The following is a 24086-nucleotide window of genomic DNA, read 5'->3' as shown; positions in this document are numbered from 1 at the left end:
GTGAGACATAGATAGCATATTCTAAAAAAAGCTTATACAATAGTATCAGAAAGAGTACAGGAGGTTTTTTGCAAATGATGGAAGGAAAAACGCTTTATCAAACTAAAGTAGTTAATCGAGACGGTATTCAAGGCAAAACCTTTGTTGAAGATCCAGCAGGTTTTGAAGTTAAGGTTTCCAGTCCATTAAGTGAAATAGAAGGTAGTAATCCGGAGCAGCTTCTGGGAATGGCCATAGCAACTTGTCTAAATGCTACCATAGAAGCAGAAGAAATTCGTCGAGGGATTAAACACCAGACTCAAGTATCTGTCTTGGTCGAACTACACCAAGATAATCCCGGCTATCAATTTGTGGTTAAAGTTCAAATCTCTATGCCCCATGTTCAAGCAGATTTAGCTGATTCTATCGTAGAAGTTGCTCTTGAACGCTGTCCCATGCATAAGTTAATGAAAGCTAATGCTACTTACCAAGTTGTTATCAACTAAAAGTGTTCAATCGTTATGAATAAAAAATAAGGGAAAGGGTGTTAGCAATGAAGAAAATTTTACGACTTGGCCTGATGATGGTGACTGGCTTCAGTGGTATGGGGATGGTTCATTCTCCTCATCAAAGTTACTTTGCTCAAGGTGAGAATTTAGTCTTTGCCGAAGAAGCAGTAGATATTCAAGAAGTTCGACAAGCAATGGAACTGTGGCAAGAAACGGTACAATCCTATTCATTAGATGCTCCCCAATATACTATTGCTAGTTTACAGCAAATGGGGCCGGCTAATTTTGATACCTCCTATCATTGGATCATTCCAAAGCTTTACAATGATTATTATGAGAATCTTATTGAATATCAAAGTGTTGAAGAAGACGCGAATCATATTGGCAATTTAAGAGAAATATTTTCACATTCTTTTGGTCTAGAAAAGATGTTGTTAGCTGAATTAAGTTCAGCAGATCAAAAAGCTTTGAATCAATTACGTCTTTTCATAGTCAGTGCGATTATGGAATCTTATCAAGCCGGTATCAATCAGAACTTACCGGGCTATTTTCTATTAGAGGGGACTGATTTTGCAAAAAACATTGTGAAATATTTAGCACTTGATGATCAACATCTCGACCAATTAATTCGCATCAGTCTAGCTTCTAGCTATGCACCAGAAGCCTATAGTTTTGGTTTTGGTGACGAGATGTTTACTATTCCTGAAGAGTTAGAGTATCCGAGTGAACAATATGAAATGTATACCATCACCAACGGAGCATTTGTACAAGATATTGGGGGAACGACTCCTTATTATTTCCATATTCCTTCTGGTAAAATCACAGAGGGTCACTTGGCTAGTCCTGAGCTACATCCTTTAGTAGCTTACGATTGGTCACAAGTATATGGTCGAGTGATTAATAATTATTACCCCAATTATCAAGTCCAGTCATTATCGACTGAAGCAAAAGAGCAATCATTAAATGGGTCATCAAAGCAAAAACAAGCATTGATGACAGCAGTCAGAGACTGGCAAGCAAAAATGGGTCAAAAATATGAGTTTGTCACTCCAGAGACGCCTATAGACTTCTTAGGTGGGGACCTTCCTTTAAAGTCAATGGTAATTCACTTAGATGGTCAGGAACGAAAGGCTCATTATCAAGCTGAACAGCTTATTAATGATGAAATCAATGTCTTAATGGCAATGACTGATATTCGTGATCAAGATAATCCTAGAGCGGAACGACATTTTTATTTATTTGTTGAAGATCAAGGAATCCCAAGAGTTTTGATTACCATGGAAGGACCTGACAATTTAGCGGTTCATCATTTTAAAGACACAGCCAATGTAGAACTTTATCAACTTTTTAAATCCATTTATTAAATCATTAGAAAAAGATAGCTTCTCTTTTGAAGCTGTCTTTTTATATAGTCACTGATTGGCTAATAAGATTGGCAAAGATATTAAGAAACAATATAATGAAGCCATTCAATAATCAATTAGGAGTGGGGAAATGGAAGTAGTAACAGTAACGGCTATCGGCGCTTTGTTAGGTCTATTATTGGTTATCTTATTAATCTTTAAAAAGTTTCCAGTTTTTTATGCTTTATTTATCGGCGCTTTATTCGGAGGATTATTAGGAGGAGCGAATCTAAGTGAAACCATCAGTCTCATGACAAATGGTGCGCAAGGCATGATTACCTCTATCTTAAGGATACTAGCAGCTGGAATCCTTGCAGGTGTTTTAATTAAGACAGGTTCGGCAGCTGCCATTGCCCATGCTATTATTAAGGGTTTGGGAAGCGAAAGAGCTTTATTAGCGATCGCACTTGCTACTATGATTTTAACTTTTGTGGGGGTTTTTATTGATATATCTGTCATAACGGTTGCGCCTATCGCTTTAGAGATTGGTAAAGAATTGGGTTATTCACGGACTGCACTTTTGATGGCTATGATTGGTGGCGGCAAATCAGGTAATATTATTTCACCAAATCCTAACTCTATTGCTGTTTCCGATGGTTTTGGTGTTTCCTTAACTCAAGTCATGTTAGCTGGTCTTATTCCAGCCTTGATTGGGGTGATGTTTACAGCTTGGCTAGCCAAACGATTAATTAATAAAGGCAGTCAAATTGAACAAACAGGAACTTCAAGAGACGATCAAACAGCAGAAAATTTACCTTATTTATGGAAAGCCTTGTCAGGACCTGTTTTAGCGATTGTTTTACTATCTTTACGCCCCTTGTTTAATATAATGATTGATCCTATGTTGGCTCTTCCTCTGGGAGGTCTTTTTGGCTTGATAATGGTGGGACATGTTAAGCACTTACAAGAATATACTCAATATGGTTTAAGTAAGATGATTAATGTGGCTATTATCCTTTTAGGAACAGGTTTAATCGCAGGAGTGATTACCAATTCTACTTTAGGAGATGTCCTTACTAATAGTCTAGACTCTTTAGGTTTACCTGCCTATCTTTTAGCACCTTTAGCAGGAATTTTTATGAGTGCGGCGACCGCTTCGACTACTTCAGGATCGGCAGTTGGCTCAGCTGTTTTTTCACCAACTATTCTCTCGTCAGGTGTTTCTCCTATCAGTGGAGCTGCTATGTTACACGCAGGGGCGACAGTATTAGACCATTTACCTCATGGTTCATTCTTCCACGCGACAGGAGGATCCGTATCAGCTGATTTTAAAGAATGTCTAAAACTAATTCCATATGAATCATTAGTAGGTTTCGTTTTAACTATTGTTTCAACCAGTATCTATGGCGTTTTAGGAGGTTAGTAAAATTAATGAAAATTGTGATGGCCTGTGATTCTTTTAAAGAAGCGGTTTCGGCAAAACATGCTTGCCAGGCTATAAAAAAAGGTGTGCAACAAGTCTTTCCTCAAGCAGAAATTCTTCAGCTTCCGATGGCAGATGGAGGTGAAGGTACCACTGAAGCCTTGATTGATGCGAGTCAGGGAGTTTATTATACAGTCGAAGTGCAGGGACCTTTAGGAGAAAAAATTCAAGCCCGGTATGGTATTTTAGGAGATGGCAAAACAGCCGTAATTGAAATGGCCAGTGCATCAGGCATTCATCTTATTGAAAAAGAAGATCGTAATCCTTTATTAACATCAACCTATGGAACAGGTCAAGTCATTAAGGCATGTCTAGATCGAGGAGTTCGCTCATTTATTTTAGGGATTGGAGGGTCTGCTACGAATGACGGGGGAGCCGGTATGGCTCAAGCCTTAGGCTATCGTTTATTAGACATAGAAGGTCAAGAGATTCCTTTCGGCAACCAAGGCTTATCGCATTTGGATAGGATTGATTGTCAGACTATTCATCCTGGTCTAGAGCATGCTATCTTCAAGGTTGCCTGTGATGCCAATAATCCGCTGTGTGGTCCGCAAAAAGGGGCAAGTCCAGAAATGATTGAAAAGCTTGATGCGAATCTTGAACATTTCTCACGCCTTATTTATCGTGACTTGAATCGTGAAGTGGCTCATATTGCTGGTTCTGGGGCTGCTGGTGGGTTAGGGGCAGGATTATTAGCATTTACTTCTGCAAAACATAAAAGAGGCATCGATATTGTTATAGAAACAGTCAATTTGAAGACAGCTTTACAAGATGTCGATATTTGTTTTACAGGAGAGGGTCAGATTGACTTTCAAACGCAATACGGTAACCCCCTTTTGGAGTCATGCAATTAGCTAAACAAGTAGCTTTCCGGTCGAAAGTGATCGCATTATGTGGTTCTGTCAGAAATGATATTGAAATCTTATATCAGTTAGGCTTTGATGCGATTTTGAGTATTACGCCTGGGCCAAGCTCCTTGCAAGACCTACTAACTCATACAGAGGAAAATTTAACAGCAGTAGCCAAGCTGTTTGTCAACTATTAAAGAGTTAAAAGTAAAATCACCATTGAATAAACTTATTCAATGGTGATTTTTGTTTAGTTTATTGAGCAAGCCAGTGATTAGGTTTGACTTCTTTAAGGATCTCTTCAGCCAACTTTTCTGGATCAACCTGATAATGAATACGTTGACGTTGACGTTCGTAATCAGGATCTGGTAAAGGAATTGCTGAGAGTAAGGACTGGGTATAGGCATGTAAAGGGTTTGCATACAATTCCTCAGCTTCGGCTAACTCTAAAATCCGACCACGGTTCATAATGGCAATGCGATCACTGACATATTTAACCATGGATAAATCATGGGCAATAAAGAGATAGGTTAGTCCTCTTGATTCTTTTAGTTCTTGTAATAAATTGACCACTTGAGCTTGAATGGAAACATCTAAAGCTGATATCGGTTCATCGGCAACAATGAATTTTGGTTCAACTGCTAAAGCTCGTGCTATCCCAATACGTTGACGTTGACCGCCAGAAAATTCATGAGGATAGCGACCAGCGTGATCAATATTGAGCCCTACATCTTCTAAGAGTCGATTGACTTTTTCGTCTCTTTCCTCTTTTGATTGTGCGAGTCCATGAATATCAATGCCTTCAGCAATAATATCACGAACCTTCATACGAGGATTTAAAGAAGCATAAGGGTCTTGGAAAATCATCTGAATTTCTTTATGGAATTTCAAACGTTCCTTTTTGTTGTAGCTACTCGATAAAGCTTTGTCTTGAAAGATAATTTCACCACTGGTCGGTTGATAGAGGTTAACAATTGCTTTGCCAATCGTTGATTTACCAGAACCTGATTCTCCAACTAACCCAAAAGTTTCTCCAGGAAAGATTTCAAAGGAAACATCGTCTACCGCTTTGACTTCCTTATCAGTTCCTTGGTGGTAGTATTGTTTCAAGTGCTTAACTTGTAGAATAGGTGCATGCTTATTCATAATGCTCCTCCATTCCACTCTTATCGGTCTGTGACTGCTTTTTTCGACAACGTTGATATCTTTCTAAGATAGCAGTTGGCGGGGTCATTTTTGGAGCCATTGGGTGGAGTAACCAAGTGGCTGCATAATGTCCAGGATTGACTTCAAACATGGGCGGTTCCTCCTCAAAATCGATAGCCAAAGCATATTCTGACCGATAGGCGAAAGCATCTCCTTTAGGAGGATTTAAAAGGTCAGGTGGGCTACCGGGGATAGCATATAATTGATCTTGTTTGGAAATGGTTGGCATAGCTGTCAAAAGTCCCCAGGTATAGGGATGTTGAGGATGGTAGTAAATATCATCCACTGTCCCTATTTCAACGATTTTACCCGCATACATAACGGCAATTCGGTCTGCTACATTGGCAACCACACCCAAATCATGAGTGATAAAGATAATGGTCATATTCTTTTCTTGTTGAATTTTTTTAAGTAATTCAATGATTTGTGCTTGAATGGTTACATCTAAAGCAGTTGTGGGCTCATCGGCAATAAGCACTTCAGGATCTCCCGCTAAAGCAATCGCTATCACAATCCTCTGTCTTTGACCACCTGAAAATTGATGTGGATACTGATTAATTCTTTTCTCTGATTGAACAATTCCACATAAATCCAAAAGGTTAATGGCTTCTTTACGCGCTTGTGAGTGATTAAAACCGCGTTTACGAATTAAAACTTCAGTAATTTGTCTTCCGATGGTTAGGGTAGGATTGAGGGCGGTCATTGGATCTTGAAAAATCATGGCAATTTTGCTACCACGTATAGCTTCCATTTCTTTTTTAGATAATTTTAAAAGGTCTCGTTTTTCAAATATCACTTCGCCTGCTTCAATGGTCGCATTTTTAGCTAGAAGCCCCATCAATGCACGTGTGGTTACTGATTTACCTGAGCCTGATTCGCCAACAATTGCTAATGTTTCACCGGCATACAAGGATAAGTTGATTCCACGAATAGCTTTTAATTGGCCAGCAAAGGTTTTGAAGGAAATATTTAAGTCTTTAATTTGAATGATAGCCTTATTCATGAAGTCACCTACTCTTTCATTTTGGGATCAAAAGCATCACGCAGTCCATCTGCTAATAAGTTAAAGGACAACATGATTAATGAGATAACAGCTGCTGGATACCACATTAAATGGGGTAAAAAGCGAAAAGTCTTGTAACCTTCACTCAATAAAGTTCCTAAGGAAGCGTTGGGTGCAGGGATTCCAATCCCGATGAAACTTAAAAAAGCTTCAAAGAAGATGGCAGATGGTATAGCAAACATCATTTGGACAATAATAATTCCTAACATATTGGGAAGGATATGTTTTAATAGAATCTTGCCAGTCGATTGGCCTAATACCTTAGCAGCTAAGACATATTCTTGTTGTTTTAAACGAAGTGTTTGCGCTCTTACCACCCGGGACATTGATATCCAAGAGGTGAGGGCAATCGTAATAATAATAGATAGTAAACCGGGCTGCAATACTAAAAGCATCAGAACAACGATTACTAAATTGGGAACACCTGAAATAATTTCCAGTATTCTTTGCATCAGTGTATCTACCTTACCGCCTAGCCAACCAGATATCATGCCATAGGTTACACCGATAATGACATTGATTAGAACAGCAATAAATGCGACTAAAAGTGAAATTCGAGTTCCATATAAAATACGTGAGAGGAGGTCACGACCTAAACCATCTGTTCCAAGATAGTAGTAGGTTCCCTCAGCCACATTGGCATTTTGATAGGCATCAGTCAAAGCACCACCTCGGTTGACACTTTTACCACTAAACCATGAAAAATCTTCTAAACCTGGTATTTTAGGAGGGAGGTTTGCTTGAGCTGGATTTTGTTGGAACGGTGAAGCGGGTGCAATCCATGGGGCTAAAATAGCAAGAAGTAGAATTAAAATAACGAAAAAGAGTGAAATCATAGCACCTTTATTCTTTTTTAATCTCCGCCATGAATCTTGTAGAAAGTTCAGTGAAGGGGCTTCAATTTTTTCGTTGTCTTCACTTTGGATAGAAATTTTTGGTTGAAAGAGCTTTGGATCTATATCCGCTGTGTGTTTTGTTGAAGCATTATTCGCCGTATTTAAAGAATTTTCGATTGGCATCTAGCCACCTCCTTCAACTTGTCGCATTCTAGGATCTATAAAGCCGTATAGAATATCGACGATTAAAATAATAACAACTAATAAGACAGAATACATAATTGTAATTCCCATAATGGTTGGGTAGTCATTCACTAAAATTGACTTGGTAAACTGCTCACCAATTCCAGGAATTGAAAAAATTTGTTCAATTACCAGTGAGCCGGTCATGGCAGCTGCTGTCATGGGTCCTACTATTGTTAATAGAGGTATAATCGCATTACGCAGCGCATGCTTAGTAACTATATAAAATTTTGAAAAGCCTTTAGCGGTTGCTAATTCAATATAGTCAGAGTGAAGCACTTCAATCATCTCAGTTCGAACGAAACGCGCAGACTCTGCCATAGGTGAAATGGCTAAAGCAAGACTTGGAAGAATAGTTGAGGCATAGCCGTCACGCCAGAAAGCAATTGGTAGCCAATCTAGCCAAACAGCAAACAGAAATTGAAGGACCACAGCATAAACAAAGTTGGGAACAGATCTTCCGCCAATAGCAAAAACGGAGGTGAAGGTATCGATCCAAGTGTTTTGTTTAACAGCTGCAATCATTCCTAAGATAGTTCCAATTACCACACCAAAACCCATGGCTTGAGCTCCTAAAATCATAGAGGGGCCGGCTCGATCTAAAATAATTTTAGTAACAGGTAAGTTATTATATTGAAAGGACACCCCTAAATCCCCTTTTAATATATTTGCTAAGTAGGAAAAATAGCGAACAAGTAAAGGTTGGTTGAGACCATATTTTTCATTTAAAAGTTGAAGTTGGGTCTCGGTTAAAAGATCTTGATTGGCAAAAGGGGAACCAGGTAAGAACTGTAAGAGGAAAAAGGTAACGGAAATAATAATCCAAAGCGTAATTAACATATAAAAAACACGCCGGATTATAAATTTTGTGTAGGAATTCATGGTTATCCACCTTTCGTATTTTAAAGTTAAACAGTATAAACCCTTTTGTGTCAATCATGCCATTATTGTTTATGTTATCTTTTATTTTAATACAATTAAGTAAGAATTATCCACTTCATGAGCTGATAGAGTCAAAAATTTATAATGGAAAGCCATTAAATTTTAAAGCTTTAGTAGAATATTGGTAGACTATTAATAGTTCTAGCTAATAATACTACATGGCTGTTTAATGATCTAGCTTGTATAATACTTGATAAATGGATAAAGTCCAATAATAATTAAAGCTTTTAAACTAAATAAATTTGTTATTCGAACCATAAATAATTAAAGAATGATTAATTTTAAGGGAGTGACACATGGGTGATATTAAGAAAGCGATTCGTCTCAAAGATTTAGATAGAACAGATATCCGATAGCTAGAATTCGTTGAGTAGAAGCTATCAAACAATCGGATAAGTTAGTGACCTTTGACGACTTTGAACGTAATACTTTAGCAAGAAGGAGAATATCCTAAAGCTGAAATTGAAGGGAAGCAGGCATTATTTGTGGTAAAACTTGAGCCAAGAGAGATGCTTGTGATTCAATCACATGGTATGTTAGATAATATTAGCTATTCTTAAAAAAGAGATTCCTAACGGAAGTTGAGCAGGTTGGTATCTATTGAACGGATGATAAATACCGAAAATTAGGCTACCTGGTAGTGGATCTTCCACTGCTAGGTAGCCTAATTATTTTAATAAAGAAAGTTTAGAGTTTCATTTATTATAGATTTACTCTGCAGTTCGATATGCAGTTCTTAAATTGATTGTTCGACCAAATGGTAAAACTTCGAAGCCTTTTACGCTAGTATCCAATAAGTAGGTAGTAGATGCTTGATAGAATGAAGACTGAGAAGCTTCATCAGCGACGGCAATCTTTTCTGCTTCAATAAGAGCTTGACGACGTTTTTCTGGGTCATTGGCAAACTCGTTTCTGGCTTGATCAATTAATTGATCCACTTTCTCATTGGAGTATTGACCAAAGTTGATGCCTCCGTCTGATTCCATTTGTTCTACAAAGTTGATCGCATCTTGATAGTCTGGAGCCCAAGTTCCATAGAAGATATCGAAATCAAGTGATCTTTGTAATTCTAAACGATTTTGTAGAGGGACAGAACGAATTGTAATCGTTAATCCGGGAAGATTTTGCATTAATTGAGCTTGAATATACTCAGCTGTACGACTAGCTAAATCTGAGTCAGAAATTAGTAATTGTAACTCAATATTATCTTGTCCTAATTCTTTTTGAGCTGTTTCCCAATCTTTTTGAGCTGCCTCAATATCGAATGTAAGCATTTCACCCGCTTCTTCACGGTAATCCACGCCTTCATCATTTACATCAAATCCTGAAGGAACGAAACCGTTTAAAGAAGTTGACCCATCTTGAATGACTGACTGGGTATAAGTGTCTTTATCAATCGCTTGAATAATGGCCCTACGCAAAGCAATATTATTGGTTGGTTCTTTGGTGGCATTGAACTGTAAGTGTCCGACAGTTGCTTTAGGAATTTGGTTGAAGAAATCAGCGCCATTGTATTGTCCTACAAATTGATCATTCAAGATAGTATAGTCTAGTTCGCCGGCGTCAAATAAGTCAGCTCCGGTTCCTGTTTCCTTAACAACAGACACTAGGACTTCTTCTAAAAAGACCTTTTCAGCATCCCAGTAATTTGGGTTTTTAATCAATTTCCATTCTAAACTGGTTCCTTCCCATCCTTCAATGAGGAAAGGACCATTCATAGCAATACTGTCTGCGCTTGTTCCATAAGCTTGACCTTTTTCTTCAACTACCTTTTGGTTAACTGGCATAAAACGAGAACCTGTGAGTAATTTTGGTAGATATGGAGCTGGATATTCTAACTCAATTACCAAAGTTTTCTCATCAGGAGCAGTCACTCCTAAATCAGAAAGTTCAGCTTCACCATTACGAACTTTGCTAGCGTTTTTAAACACTTCAACAGAAGAAGAGGTATTGGCGTTATTCGGATCGACTAATCTTTGATAAGTAAAGACATAATCGTTAGCTGTAACAGGGTCACCATTAGACCAAGTTAAACCATCTCTTAAGGTGAAAGTATAGGTTAAACCGTCTTCAGAGATATCGACATTTTCAGCTTGCCCCAATTCGACTTCACTACCAGTTGAAACACGGTAAAGTCCTTCAAAAATTTGTCCGATCATATCTGAAGATGGGGTATCATTATAAAGCATAGCGTCTAGAGTTGCTAGTTCTCCAATCGACATAATAGATAATTTTTGTTCGACATTGGGATCTATTTCTTGAGCTGATATCGGCGCAAGATTTCCTATGAGAAGACCAGTAACTGCGATAGAAATCGTTATAAATTTGAATAGTTTATTTTTCATAAGCCGCTCCTTTTTAATTTTTCTTTAATATAACATAGATAAGTGAAAAACTCACAAAATAAGATTGGGGGGTCGATTAAAAGAGAAATTGATAAACCTTATCTCAAGATTAAGATAAGGTTTATCAATTAGAGATTACATTTGTGCAAGCAAATTTAAATACTTAGAGACCACATCGTAACTGAGCATTACAATTTGTACAAGTGTTACAACCCCCAATATCTTCAACGATTCCTTTACGACAAATTGGACAAGTATCTCCTACTTCTGAACCGTAGACCACATCATCAGTATGACCGCTTTGGGTATAATGATCTTTCTCAGCTAAATCAACTAACTGACGCAATTCTTCAACTTCATCGACAACACGTATTTCTTGATCTTCAACCTCAAAAAGAGCAATATTTTGATCTTTTTCATTTTCCTCTGCTTTGAGAGTAAGAACTTGAGAATCTCTTGAACCATCAACATAAACGGTTCCGCCTTTAGCTCCCCCACTGTATAAACGTTCATATATTTCTTCGACTTGTTGAACAGTATAACCTTTGGGGGCATTCACTGTTTTAGAGATGGATGAGTCTACCCATCGCTGGATAGTTGTTTGAACATCGACGTGTTCTTCTGGCTTTAATTCCATGGCTGAAACAAAAGTTTCTGGTAAGTGATCAGCATCTGCTTCTGGATGACGCTCTAAATATTCTTGAACAATTCCAGCGTTTACTTCAATAAACTTACCTAAACGTCCGGAGCGATAATATTTAAAGGCAAAATAAGGCTCAAGACCCGTAGCTACTCCAACCATCGTACCGGTTGATCCAGTAGGAGCGACTGTTAGTAAGTGAGAGTTTCTAATGCCATGTTCTAAAATACCCTGATGAATGTGCTTAGGTAATTTCTGCATATAACCTGTTGAAATAAAGTTTTGACGCAATTGTTTCGTTTCTTCATCGGTTGAACCTATTAGGAAGGGGAAACTTCCCTTTTCTTTGGCTAATTCAATCGAAGTTTCATAAGCAGTGATCGCAATCGTTTGGAAGACTTTATCAATCAATTGATTACCTGAAGCAGAACCATAACGTTGATTAGTATAGATCAATAAGTCAGCTAGACCCATAACACCTAAACCGATTCGGCGCTCTCCTAAAGCTTGATGACGATTGGCTGCTAAGAAATAAGGGGTAGCATCGATAACGTTATCTTGCATACGCACACCAACACGAACCGTTTCTTTCAATTTTTCAAAATTAACCGTGTGTTCATCTTTATTAGCCATATTTGCTAAGTTTATAGCTGCTAAATTACATACAGAATATGGAGCTAAAGGTTGCTCACCACAAGGGTTAGTGGCTACGACTTTTTGGCCATAGGCTTTAGCATTGGTATCCTTATTAGCATTATCAATAAAGAAAATACCAGGCTCTGCTGAATAGGTGGCACAAATATTAATCAATTTCCATAGTTCACGAGCGGGAATACTTCGGTATGTTCTGACTGCATAACCCATCTCTTCCCAATCACGTACATCTCCTACTTGATGCCATTGAGTATTATAAGCATGCATTTCTTCTTTATTATAATGTTCGACATCAGGGAAACGTAAGTCCCAATCTAGGTTTTGCTCTACCGCTTCCATAAATTCCGAAGTGATAGTTACTGAGATATTTGCTCCTGTTAAAAAGTCTTCATTGTGGACTTCATAAGCACCCTTATCACGTAAAACAGCTCTAGAATGCTCAATGATATCTACATTAAAGCCACCAAAATCCTCTTTATTTTGATAGGAAGCAATTGTTTCATGCATTACTTGGTCATTAGGAGTGAGTGGAACAAATTTAAGTTTTTCCTGTGCTAGCTTTTGAATTAATTCATCTTCTGTTTGTTCAATTAAATAACGTAGAACGCGGGGGTTTTGCATTTTAGAAATGATAAATTCAATAATATCTGGATGCCAATCTGCTAACATAATCATTTGTGCACCCCGGCGCGAGCCACCTTGCTCAACAAGGTGAGTTAATTGAGCAATATCGTTTAACCAAGAAACAGAACCCGAGGACTTACCGTTTACTCCTCTTGCCAGAGTATTTCGAGGTCTTAGAGTGGAGCCGTTAGTTCCTACACCGCCACCGCGCGACATGATTTCCATTACTTCTTTGCGGTGTTCAGCGATTCCCTCGCGAGAATCAGGGACAAACGGCATAACGTAGCAATTAAAATAAGTAACATCCGTTTGTGAGCCTGCTCCATATAGGACACGACCAGCTGGGACAAAGTTTAAATTAGAAAGCTGAGTATAAAAAGCTTCAAAAGAGCTTTCTTGTTTTTCTTTTGTACTTTCAATTTCAGCTAAACCGACTGCATTACGGTGGGCGATTTGTTCATAATATATTTCTAAAGGCTTATCTAAACTGTCAATGCTTCGCAAGATTAAGCCACTAAGGCGCTCTTTTTCGTTTTCAAGATTACCACGGTATTCTTCTTCTAATAAAACAAGAGCTTGACCTTTTTCCCAATCAAGTTCTTGCACAATACCAATACCTCTTGCAGGATAGGATGGATCAGGCTTTACAGTTAAGACTACTAAATCGCCAGCTTTTAGAGTTTTCTTAGCGGTGTCTTTAAAAGAATACCTGTCTAACATAACCATTCGTGAGACACCAGAGTGAGTGATTTTCATTTCCGATGTAACAGGAGTTACTTGAGGGAAATGTTTGATAGCCTCATTAAGATCTTGACGGTTCCATTCGACAGTCTTTGGAATTAAAGTATTCGTTTCCATAATCAGTTCAGCCTCTCTATTAAGATCTTTGATACATTTTGAATATTCTAACAAACATAGCAAGAAACACAATATATAGGATATAAAGATAAAATAAAGCCCAATATATTGTGTTTATTAAGTTCTGTAGTTTAGTATACTTGCTAAAAAACAAAATTTCAATCTTAAAAACACAAACATTGAATGAAATTATACCTATGACTACTTAATCGTGATTAAGAGACAAGTCCAAACAAATAGCTTTTCAAAAATAAAAAGATTGTGTATAATGGTCAAAGAAAGTCAATGTTAAACAAAATTAGCTTGAAGGAGGGTTGAATTTGTCCAGAAAAAATATGTCCGATATAATTGAAGCTTATCTTAAATCCTTCTTGCAAAACGCAGAACATGTAGAGATAAAGCGCAGCGATATTGCTGATCAATTTGACTGTGTCCCTTCACAGATCAACTATGTTATTAATACACGATTTACTCAAGAGCATGGTTATCTGGTTGAAAGTAAACGAGGGGGCGGCGGTTATATCCGTATTTTAAAAACTCAATTGACCTCGGATGCAGATGAAGTTGCTTCAATGTTAGAATTAATTGGCAATCAAATTTCATATCGAAATGGTGTGAATATTATTGAAACGTTGATTGAAAGAGAAATAATCACACAAAGGGAAGGAAGACTTATTTTATCAGTGATTGAAAAATCTGTCCTTCATGCGATTTCAAATCAAGATCAAGTGGCTCGAGCCATGTTGTTAAAAACTTTTCTCCATCAATTACGCTATGAATTAACTAGTTAGCTCTCAGTCGAGGATTATTAAATAGAGGTGAAATAAATGTTTGAAGAATTATTTACAGAAAGTGCACGCCAGGCCATGATGTTTGCAGCCGAGCATGCCTATGTTTTCCACCATCAAGCAGTTGGTACGGAACATATTTTGTTAGGATTAGCTCGTGAAGAAAATGGAATTGCCGGTAAAGTCTTAAGAGATTATGGGGCAGAATATGCTGTGCTTGTAGATGAATTAGAAATGATTCATGGAAAAAGCTTAAAAGCAGGTAGACGTGGTGAAGTGGTCATTCCTTATTCCCCACGCGCCAAAAAAGTAATAATGAATGCCTCTAGTGATGCTAAACGTCTTGGCGCTCCAAAAGTAGGGACAGAGCATTTACTTTTAGGCTTACTGAAAGAAGAAATACTCGCTACGGTATTATTGAAAAATATAGGAATTAATCTGGCAGAATTACGTAAAGGAATATTCGAGGAAATTGGAATTAATCAGCAGAAGCGTTCAGATAGTCAAAGTAAAAGAGGGCGACGTCAACAAAACACGAATACTCAATCTAATACTGCTACTTTGGATGGAGTTTCAAGAGATCTAACACAATTGGCACGCGAAGGTAAATTAGATCCGGTTATCGGTCGCGAAAAAGAAATTCGTCGTATGATTCAAATTATTTCTCGCAGAACGAAAAACAACCCTGTTCTTGTAGGAGAACCGGGCGTTGGAAAAACAGCGATTGCTGAAGGGCTGGCTCAAGCAATGGTGACAGGGAAAGTACCAAGTGAAATTGCTGAGAAACGTCTAATGATGTTAGATACAGCTGCTTTAGTTGCAGGAACTAAATATCGAGGCGAATTTGAAGAACGAATGAAGAAGATAATCGAAGAAATATCTCAAGATGGTAAAGTAATTCTCTTTATAGATGAACTCCACACACTTATTGGAGCTGGAGGAGCCGAAGGAGCAATTGATGCTGCCAACATTCTTAAACCGGCTTTAGCAAGGGGAGAAATTCAAACAGTGGGAGCTACAACCTTCGATGAATATCAAAAGCATATTGAAAAAGACTCTGCCTTAGAACGTCGTTTTTCTAAAATTGTGATTGAAGAGCCTTCTCAAGCTGAGTCTATTCAAATTATAACTGGACTAAGGTCTAAATATGAACAGCATCATCATGTGGAGATAAGTGACGAAGCGATTGAAGCGGCAGTCAAATTGTCCTCACGCTATATGAATGAGCGTAAGTTGCCTGATAAGGCGGTTGATTTAATCGATGAAGCATCGGCTAAAGTAAGAATCGAAGAAGGCAAGCAAACTGATAATTTAGCAGAGCTAGAATTGCAACAAAAAAACCTAGCGAATCGTAAAGAACAAGCCATTCTCGACCGCAATTTTGAATTAGCTGCCGATATTCGAAAAGAAGAGCAAGATTTAGAAAAAGTTATTGAGAAGGCTAACAAAAAAGCCAAGAAAAAAAATGAACAAAAAGAATTAAGTTATCCAAAAGTAACCGCTGAACATGTAGCTGAAGTAACAGCACTGGCAACAGGTGTGCCAATCTATCAAATGGATGTAGCGGAAGCTAAACGTTTAGTTCATTTAGAAGCTGAGTTGCATGAACGCGTAATAGGACAAGATTCAGCCGTTTCTTCAGTAGCGCGTGCTATTCGGCGTGCTCGTTCAGGCTTGAAGAGTCCACAAAGACCAATTGGCTCCTTCTTATTCTTAGGACCGACGGGTGTTGGAAAAACAGAATTAGCCAAAACCTTAGCTAACTCCATGTTTGGTTCACAAGATAATATGATTCGTGTTGATATGTCTGAGTATATGGAAAAACACGCCGTTTCTCGTTTAGTCGGTTCTCCTCCAGGATATGTCGGTTATGACGAGTCTGGACAATTAACTGAAAAAGTTCGCCAAAAACCATATTCAGTGATTCTACTAGATGAAATTGAGAAGGCGCATCCAGATGTCTTTAATATCTTATTACAGGTTTTTGATGACGGTCATTTAACAGATGGTAAGGGTCGTCGGGTCGACTTTAGAAATACAATTATTATCATGACATCTAATATCGGTGCTACTGCTCTTCGCGACGAGAAGTCAGTTGGCTTCAGCGCGGTTAGCTTTGCTGATGACTTTAAAGCGATGGAAAAGCGTATCTTAGAAGAGTTAAAACGTGCTTTCCGTCCAGAATTTTTAAACCGTATCGACGAAACGATTGTCTTTCACTCATTGGATAAAGAACATATTAAAGAAATTGTTAAACTTCAAACCAATGAGATTGTTAAACGATTAGATGAATTAGAAATTAATGCGCGTATAACTGATACAGCAATCGATATTATAGCGGAAGCAGGATTTGATCCAGAATATGGAGCGCGTCCAATCCGCCGAGCTATTCAAAAACAAATTGAAGATGAATTAAGTGAGATGCTCTTGAATGGAGATATTGCTTTAGGAGATAAAATAACAATTGGTGGTCGCTCAGGATCCATTCGGATTAACAACCGATCAAAATAGCTGGAAAAATCGATGATCTTATCTAGAATAGTAGCCGAGTAAGCCTAGCTTATTCAGCTACTATTTTTTGATTATAATAATTGATAGTCTATCAAAAGCTGAAAGCATTTTACTATCTATTTTGTACGTTTAGTGATAAGGTTTATATGAAGTAAAAAGAAATTAATAAAGAGGTGGAATATATTATGTTAAATAAAAAGAACAGATTGACCAATATCATCGCTGGTACAGCAATTGTTGCAGCCGTTACAGGCGTTATTCTTTATGCATATTTAGATGATGATGCTAATGAACGTGTAAGAGGCATGATTAACCGTGAGAAAGTCAAAGCTTATGTTAAGCATCAATTAAAAGGCTCCGATCATTTAGTGAATATCGTAAATGACCTTTCTGATGAAGAAGTAAATACTTTAGTAGGTATTGCTAATAAGACTAAGGCCACTCAGTCTCAAATGAGTGAAGGTTTTATTCAGATTATTAACCGTGCTAAAGAACTAGCTGATGATGCTGGTGAAAAAATGCATAATCTGTTTTAATAATTACAGATATATAGTCAAAAGCAACCTATAGATGGAGGTTGCTTTTTAATTTGAAATACTTTTATTTAAATAGGAGTCAGTGAATGGAGAATTTATTATTTAAAGAGTTGGATTCAAATCAACAGGTCCAGCATAAAAAATGGATGCTTGAAGCAATTAAGGAAGCAAAAAAAGCTGAAGCAATTGGTGAGGTGCCGATTGGAGCTGTCGTTGTATACAATGATGAAATAATTGGAAGAGGCTTTAATGTTAGAGAAAGTCAGCACCAAGCTACAGGTCACGCTGAAATATTAGCGATAAATCAAGCTAATGAAAGGCTACAAGCATGGCGGCTTCAAGGGGCTAAGTTGTATGTAACTTTAGAACCTTGTCCAATGTGTGCTGGAGCATCTGTGTTAGCGAGACTTGAACAAGTAATTTTTGCTACCAGAGATCCTAAAGGGGGTTGCAGTGGCAGCTTAATGAATTTATTACAAGAGGAACGCTTTAATCATCAAGTGGAAGTTATTGAGGGGGTTTTAAAAGAAGAATGTAGCCAGATGATGTCTAATTTCTTTAGACAACTGCGACAGAAGAAAAAAGCAAAGAAGAAAGACAAGGCGAAATAGGAGGATATCCACAGAAAAGTTGTGCAAAAGACGACTTATGCACAACTTTATACACAGGCAAGAGATGAACCTTAGCTCTAAAACATGAATTTTACAAAAGGAGCCATTCATGCTATACTATAAAAAGGCAATGATGGATTCACGAACCGAGTCAGGACCGGAAGGTAGCAGCTATAAGTGATGAAGTCATGTGCCTATTTTATTTTGTTTAATTTCCTTATTAGATAGGCTTTTATAGTATTTTTTAAACTTAAAGGGTAGCAAAAAGATAACTTCTTATATTCTTGAATATTTTTATGAGGTCATCAAAAGCTATCATAACAACACATAATCTAAGCGCTGTCACATTGTTGTAAATGTGTGAAAGTGACTCATGCGACTTTTTGTCTTGATCGTCTATTTTATAAGCTTCTGAGGGGATCTATATCTAAAAGAGAGTACTCCTAGAAGATTATATAATTGAGATTACATACCATGGTGAGTGTTTTTTTACTTTTAAGAGACAAGCTAATAATATAGTTAATGTTGATTAAAAAATAGATTATTATATAGTTTAAACTTGTTGCAAAGGTTGATGATATTAAGTATATATAAATAAATACTTATTAATTTGCTAATCAATATAAAGATATATCGAATGTTTGTAGGGGTATTTTGCATAAGAAACTAAGCGACATACCTACATGGGTGCATGGGGGGAAATTACCTTTAGTATATTTAGTATTATAGGCGCCTTGAAAATCGTTTTTGATTTAATGTAATTTTCCACCTTATAAAGGTGTTTTTTTATTTTCTGAAAAAAATTACATGTAAATTTACAAAATATTTACAATGAATTTACTTAAAGTTAATACTAGCATGCTATATTTTTGTCAACGGTCACTTTAAAAGGATCGATAACAAAGGAGGAAGCACCATGAAAAAAGTAATTAAGAAATTGATGGTGGGATTACTATCAGCTTCAATGTCAGTAGCGAGTGTATTACCTTTAAGTCAAACTGTTCAAGCTGCAGAGCCAGTTAAATTATCATTCTGGCATGGAATGGGTGGCTCTGTTGGAGAAGCTTTACAAAAACTAGTAGATCAATATAATGAATCTCAAGATGCGGTGGAAGTTGATGCACAGTATCAAGGGTCTTATGACGAAACATTAACCAAATTACGTTCTTCTGCTTCAGGATCAGAAGTGGGTGCAGATGTGGTTCAAGTATTTGAAGTTGGAACAACCTTTATGATTGATTCAGGTTTAACGGTTCCAATTCAAGATTATGTAGATAAGACAGATTTTGATTTAGATTTATTGGAGCCTAATTTATTGGCTTATTTCACTATTGAGGATCGATTACACTCGATGCCTTTTAATAATTCGACCCCTTTAATGTACTATAATAAAGATATTTTTGATAAAGCTGGCGTAGAAGTTCCAACAACCTTAGAAGACTTAATTGAAATTGGACCCAAATTACAAGAAGCTGGTGCCGCTATGCCAGCATCTATCGGAATCTATGGTTGGTGGATTGATCAATGGTTTAACAAAATGGAAAAAGAAATCTTTGACCATGCTAACGGACGCGATGGAGCACCTGAATCAGTGGCCTTTATTGAAAATGGAGGTATGGAAAAGATTTTAACCATGTGGAAAAAAGGTGTGGATGCGGGTGTTATGCCTAACGTAGGTCGTGAGGGTGGACATCCAGAATTTATTGCAGGGCAATCAGCTATTACTTTTGGTTCCACTGCAAGTTTACGTCAATTGTTAACTGAAGTAGATGGGCGTTTTGAAATTGGTACGGCTTATTATCCTGGTATCGACTCAGAAGATAAGGGTGGCGTATCCATTGGAGGCGCTTCTCTTTGGATGATTGAATCAGATGATGAGGCTAAAAAAGATGCAGCTTGGGACTTTATTCAATTCTTAGTATCTCCTGCCTCACAAGCACAATGGAATGTTGATACAGGATATTTCCCAGTTAACCTAGCGGCCCACGAGGAGCAAAACTTTAAAGACAATTTAGAAGCATTCCCGCAATTCCAAACAGCGATTGATCAGCTGCATGATTCGACCGCAGATGATCAAGGGGCTTTAGCAGGTGTTGCTCAAGAAGCGCGTCAAGTTTTTGAAAATGAACTTGAAAAAGTTATTAATGGTGAAACAGATCCTAAATCAGCTGCACAAGCTATGGCAGATCAAATCAATAAAGCGATTGAAAACTACAATCAAGCCAACCAATAATTTAATGAATTAAATGTATAGATAATCGAGGGAGCTTCATTATTGGTGTTCTCTCGATTTTTTATGTGGAAGGTTTTTGATGGGAAGAGGTGGAAAGATGGAAGAAATTGTAATCATCGAGCCAAAGAGAAGTACTTGGGAAAAAGTAAAAGGATATGGCTATTTACTCCCAGCGATGACAATCTTATCTGTATTTATGTTCTGGCCATTTTTTCAGACCATTTATCGGAGTTTATTTTTGACCAATAATTTAGGACAAAATGCAGAATATCTTGGTTTGGGGAATTATACAGAACTTTTTGCAAGTGAAAGCTTTTGGAACAGTGTTTTAGTATCTTTTAAATTTGTTGTTATAGTTGTTTTTGTAGGCGTTGTATTAGGCTTTATTACAGCACTTTTATGTCAAAAAACATTCCCAGGAATTAAAATTTTTTCAACTTCATACGCTATGCCAATGGCAATTGCGTCTGCTGGAATGGCCATGATTTTTCAAGTGATGTTAAATCCAACGGTTGGGATTGTGAACCGGATTTTGGGAACTTATATTAATTATCTCTCTCAACCAAGCAGTGCCTTATTAGTTGTGGGTATTTTGACCGGCTGGTTGAATTCAGGGATGAATTTTTTGTATTTCTCATCTGGCTTAGCCAGCATTGACGATTCTCTTTATGAATCAGCTTCGATTGATGGGGCAAACGGGATTAAGAAATTTATTTATATAACCATTCCATCATTGAAGCCAACCCTTTTTTTCGTGGTTGTAACCAACGTTATTAACGCTTTCCAAGGGTTTGGACAGATAAATATTTTAACCAAGGGTGGGCCAGGTCAAGCAACGAATGTGATTGTTTATGATATTTATCGAAATGCCTTTATGAATTATCGCTATGGCTATGCTTCAGCCGAGTCAGTTGTTTTATTTTTAATCGTTATGATCTTGACCATTATCATGTTTAAAATCCGTGGAAAGGAGAGTGCATAATGGCAGAACTTATTAAAGAAAATAAGGACAATAAAATTAAAAAAAGACGCGAATCAATCACTGTATGGAATATTGTACGATTGCTTTTAAATATAGTTATGTTATTGATTGTTCTTTCGCCTTTATTGTACGGGCTAATGATGTCCGTTAAACCTTCTGGAGAGTTATACGATCCAGAAAGTGTTTGGTTTCCTAAAAATCCTACATTAACTAACTTTCTTGATGTTTTTAAAATAGCACCGATAGGAATTTATATAAGAAATTCAATGATTGTTGCAGTAGCCATCACTCTTAGTCAGTTAATAACTTCTGTCTTAGCTGCTTTCGCCTTTCGCTTTTTGAACTTCAAAGGTAAAGGGCTGTTATATGCATTGATCCTATCGACAATGATGATTCCAGGCGAAGCCGTTATTATTTCGCAATTCTTAATGATTTCATTTTGGGGTTGGAATGATTCCCTCTACGTGTTAATCATACCCTTTATTATTTCAGCCTTTAATATCTTCTTATGCGTTCAAGCCTTGCAGAGCTTTCCTTATGAAGTGTATGAAGCTGCTAAGGTAGATGGTTGTACAGATTTCAGATTTGTTTTAACCATTTTGATGCCTTTGATTAAACCAACCTTAGGAGCTATGTCTGTTCAATCATTCTTATCGGGATGGAATATGTATATGTGGCCTTTACTAGTGACAAATAATGATCAGAATCGTACCGTTCAGATAGGTATTAGCATGCTGAATTCGGTGGATTCACAGTCACTGGTTTTAATGGTAGCAGGGGTTATGATCTGTATGGTTCCAAGTCTGCTTATTTTTATTGTTGGATCAAGGAATATGGTAAAGGGACTTACGGCCGGAGCAGTGAAAGGATAAGGAGAGAATATTTATGGCGAAATTAAGTTTAAGAAAAGTTGCTAAAATCTATGATGATGGCTTTAAAGCAGTCAAAAATATTGATTTGGAAATTGAAGATAAAGAGTTCATCGTATTAGTAGGTCCTTCTGGCTGTGGCAAGTCAACAACTTTACGTATGATTGCTGGTTTAGAGAGTATTTCAGAAGGAGAACTCTGGATTGGTGATTTAAGGGTTAATAACTTACAGCCAAAAGATCGTGACATTGCCATGGTTTTCCAATCTTACGCGCTTTATCCACATATGAATGTTCGTGATAATATGGGATTTTCAATGAAGATGAATGGAATCAGTAAAAAGGATCGTCAATTACGCGTAGAGCAAGTTGCTAAAGCGCTTCAGTTAACGGAACTACTTGACAAGAAACCAGGCGCTTTATCAGGGGGACAACGTCAAAGAGTGGCTTTAGGTCGAGCTATGGTGCGAAATCCTAAGGTTTTTCTATTAGATGAGCCTCTATCCAACTTAGACGCTAAATTACGGGTATCGATGCGGTCTGAAATTACCCAGTTGCATCGTGAATTAGGAACGACCTTTGTTTATGTTACCCATGACCAAACAGAAGCCATGACAATGGGAACGCGAATAGCTGTGATGAATGCTGGAAGTATCGAACAATATGACACACCGGCCAATTTGTATTATAATCCATGTAATAAGTTTGTTGCTGAATTTATTGGGTCACCCATGATTAATATGTTCAATGGTAGATTAGTCATTAAAGATGGGAAAGTAAACCTTAAAATTGCTGATCAATCGTTTGAGCTCGCTGAAGAAGTTAAAGATCAGTTGCTTGTTGAAGTAGAAGACCAGGAAGTTTATATTGGCATTCGCCCGGAGGACATGCACCATAAGGCCGAGGGTTTAAACACCTCAGGTTTGAATGTTATCGCTAAAAATGTTGAGCAAGTAGGCTCTGACACTTTTGTTTATTTTGATCATCCTACTTCTAGTCGGGAGTTGGTGGCTCGTTTTTCACCGGCACGTCCTGTTAAAATTGGCGAAGAAGTTCAAGTTCAGTTGGACTTGAATAAAATCATGTTGTTTGATCAGAAAACAGAAGCGTCGATACTCAATCGAATAGTGGGAGAGGATTTTGATAAATAATGGTAAAAATTATTGCACATCGCGGTTATTCTGGAATATATCCTGAAAACACCATGTTAGCTTTCAAAGAAGCGGCAAAATTTCCGATTGAAGGCATTGAGTTAGATGTCCATTTAACCAAAGACCAAGAGGTAGTCATCATTCATGATGAAGCGATTGATCGCACTTCAACAGGTAGTGGCTATGTAAAAGATATGACCTTAATTGAATTACGTCAGTATAACTATTATGCTAACTTCAAAGAAACACAAGTTAAGTCCGCAAGAGACATTCAAATTCCGACTTTGCGCGAATTTTTTGAATGGATGCAGCCTCTAGATATTAAAGTTAATATCGAGTTGAAAACTAACATTTTTCGCTATGAGGGTCTTAATGCTAAAGTTTTAGAATTAATCAGGGAATTTAAATTAGAAGATCGTGTTTTGATTTCATCTTTTAATCACCACAGTGTGCGTGATTTTATGCGCCTAGCAGGGGATAGTAAAATTGAATACGGCTTTTTAACGGCGTCGGGTCAATTAAACCCTGGTAAATATTGTAAGGAACATGGTGTCGGTCATTATCATCCTGCTTTTGTGACTTTAGACTTAGAAGATATTGAAGAATGTCATCGTCAGGGAGTCGAAATTAACACTTACACAGTCAATGAAGCTGATCATATCCAGATGATGATTGATGCAGGTGTGGATCGCATTATAACCAACTATGTTGAGAGAGCTTTAGAATTAATTTAAGTTCTAGCAAAAAATTCCTTCTGGGTAAACAGAAGGAATCAGACTGTAGACAAAGCCCTCTAAATCACTATTTCTTAGTGGTTTAGAGGGCTTTTTTAT

The 24086-nt window shown here is 37.4% G+C and carries 20 protein-coding genes and 1 other RNA gene; 15 read left to right on the top strand and 6 right to left on the bottom strand.

Annotated elements, in window-relative coordinates; genetic code table 11:
* Positions 1-74 precede the first annotated feature (74 nt).
* The 5 genes from ACQV2X_RS02855 (at position 75) to ACQV2X_RS02835 (ending at position 4359) form a co-directional block, all read left to right on the top strand.
* On the top strand, positions 75-485 hold the full coding sequence (locus ACQV2X_RS02855; RefSeq protein WP_428873086.1) for an OsmC family protein: 411 nt from the start codon (positions 75-77) through the stop codon (positions 483-485).
* Between the two features lie 47 nt (positions 486-532).
* Positions 533-1852 (top strand): DUF4767 domain-containing protein, encoded by a 1320-nt coding sequence (locus tag ACQV2X_RS02850; protein WP_428873087.1) that lies wholly within the window; start codon positions 533-535, stop codon positions 1850-1852.
* Positions 1853-1982: 130 nt separating this feature from the next.
* Entirely contained in the window at positions 1983-3254 is a 1272-nt protein-coding gene (locus ACQV2X_RS02845; RefSeq protein WP_428891772.1) for a GntP family permease, read from the top strand.
* A gap of 8 nt (positions 3255-3262) precedes the next feature.
* Complete coding sequence (locus ACQV2X_RS02840; RefSeq protein WP_428894218.1) at positions 3263-4168, top strand: glycerate kinase; 906 nt, start codon at positions 3263-3265, stop codon at positions 4166-4168.
* Positions 4159-4359, top strand: coding sequence for a glycerate kinase (locus tag ACQV2X_RS02835; RefSeq protein WP_428873090.1), 201 nt, complete (start codon positions 4159-4161; stop codon positions 4357-4359). Before ACQV2X_RS02840 ends, ACQV2X_RS02835 begins: the two co-directional genes overlap by 10 nt.
* Positions 4360-4417: 58 nt before the next feature.
* Here the strand turns inward: ACQV2X_RS02835 and ACQV2X_RS02830 are convergent, their stop codons facing one another.
* From ACQV2X_RS02830 to ACQV2X_RS02805, 6 genes are all read right to left on the bottom strand, one after another.
* On the bottom strand, positions 4418-5308 hold the full coding sequence (locus tag ACQV2X_RS02830) for an ABC transporter ATP-binding protein (RefSeq protein WP_428875060.1): 891 nt from the start codon (positions 5306-5308) through the stop codon (positions 4418-4420).
* Positions 5301-6371, bottom strand: coding sequence for an ABC transporter ATP-binding protein (locus tag ACQV2X_RS02825; RefSeq protein ID WP_428875059.1), 1071 nt, complete (start codon positions 6369-6371; stop codon positions 5301-5303). Before ACQV2X_RS02825 ends, ACQV2X_RS02830 begins: the two co-directional genes overlap by 8 nt.
* Before the next feature lie 8 nt (positions 6372-6379).
* On the bottom strand, positions 6380-7450 hold the full coding sequence (opp3C, locus tag ACQV2X_RS02820; RefSeq protein ID WP_428873092.1) for an oligopeptide ABC transporter permease: 1071 nt from the start codon (positions 7448-7450) through the stop codon (positions 6380-6382).
* The gene (locus ACQV2X_RS02815; protein ID WP_428873093.1) at positions 7451-8392 is read right to left on the bottom strand and encodes an ABC transporter permease; all 942 of its coding nucleotides are present in this window, start codon (positions 8390-8392) and stop codon (positions 7451-7453) included.
* A 770-nt stretch (positions 8393-9162) separates the two neighbouring features.
* Positions 9163-10797: a peptide ABC transporter substrate-binding protein gene (locus tag ACQV2X_RS02810; RefSeq protein ID WP_428873094.1), complete on the bottom strand. Its 1635-nt coding sequence runs from the start codon at positions 10795-10797 to the stop codon at positions 9163-9165.
* A 163-nt stretch (positions 10798-10960) separates the two neighbouring features.
* A complete protein-coding gene (locus ACQV2X_RS02805) occupies positions 10961-13573 on the bottom strand; it encodes a vitamin B12-dependent ribonucleotide reductase (protein ID WP_428894217.1) in 2613 nt (870 codons plus the stop codon).
* Between the two features lie 320 nt (positions 13574-13893).
* Here ACQV2X_RS02805 and ACQV2X_RS02800 point away from each other — a divergent pair, with 320 nt between their 5' ends.
* The 10 genes from ACQV2X_RS02800 (at position 13894) to ACQV2X_RS02755 (ending at position 23987) form a co-directional block, all read left to right on the top strand.
* On the top strand, positions 13894-14364 hold the full coding sequence (locus tag ACQV2X_RS02800; protein WP_428873096.1) for a CtsR family transcriptional regulator: 471 nt from the start codon (positions 13894-13896) through the stop codon (positions 14362-14364).
* 36 nt (positions 14365-14400) lie between these two features.
* Positions 14401-16872 (top strand): ATP-dependent Clp protease ATP-binding subunit, encoded by a 2472-nt coding sequence (locus tag ACQV2X_RS02795; protein WP_428873097.1) that lies wholly within the window; start codon positions 14401-14403, stop codon positions 16870-16872.
* Positions 16873-17057: 185 nt separating this feature from the next.
* Positions 17058-17408 (top strand): hypothetical protein, encoded by a 351-nt coding sequence (locus tag ACQV2X_RS02790; RefSeq protein WP_258437020.1) that lies wholly within the window; start codon positions 17058-17060, stop codon positions 17406-17408.
* Positions 17409-17494: 86 nt separating this feature from the next.
* Positions 17495-18019, top strand: a complete 525-nt coding sequence (tadA, locus tag ACQV2X_RS02785) for a tRNA adenosine(34) deaminase TadA (RefSeq protein WP_428873098.1) — start codon at positions 17495-17497, stop codon at positions 18017-18019.
* Positions 18020-18136: 117 nt separating this feature from the next.
* Positions 18137-18227: signal recognition particle sRNA small type (ffs, locus tag ACQV2X_RS02780), an RNA gene on the top strand.
* 708 nt (positions 18228-18935) lie between these two features.
* Positions 18936-20252: an ABC transporter substrate-binding protein gene (locus ACQV2X_RS02775; RefSeq protein WP_428885080.1), complete on the top strand. Its 1317-nt coding sequence runs from the start codon at positions 18936-18938 to the stop codon at positions 20250-20252.
* 97 nt (positions 20253-20349) lie between these two features.
* Entirely contained in the window at positions 20350-21234 is an 885-nt protein-coding gene (locus ACQV2X_RS02770; protein WP_428892374.1) for a carbohydrate ABC transporter permease, read from the top strand.
* Positions 21234-22106, top strand: a complete 873-nt coding sequence (locus ACQV2X_RS02765) for a carbohydrate ABC transporter permease (protein ID WP_428894216.1) — start codon at positions 21234-21236, stop codon at positions 22104-22106. The genes ACQV2X_RS02770 and ACQV2X_RS02765 overlap by 1 nt, the downstream gene beginning before the upstream one ends.
* 13 nt (positions 22107-22119) lie before the next feature.
* Positions 22120-23253: an ABC transporter ATP-binding protein gene (locus ACQV2X_RS02760; protein ID WP_428873102.1), complete on the top strand. Its 1134-nt coding sequence runs from the start codon at positions 22120-22122 to the stop codon at positions 23251-23253.
* Entirely contained in the window at positions 23253-23987 is a 735-nt protein-coding gene (locus ACQV2X_RS02755) for a glycerophosphodiester phosphodiesterase (protein WP_428873103.1), read from the top strand. The genes ACQV2X_RS02760 and ACQV2X_RS02755 overlap by 1 nt, the downstream gene beginning before the upstream one ends.
* The last annotated feature ends 99 nt before the right edge of the window (positions 23988-24086 follow it).

The organism is Facklamia sp. P12945 (assembly GCF_050409485.1).
Classification (GTDB): domain Bacteria; phylum Bacillota; class Bacilli; order Lactobacillales; family Aerococcaceae; genus Facklamia.
Note: the sequence above shows the minus strand (reverse complement) of the source record. Positions and strands in the feature narration are given on the sequence as shown.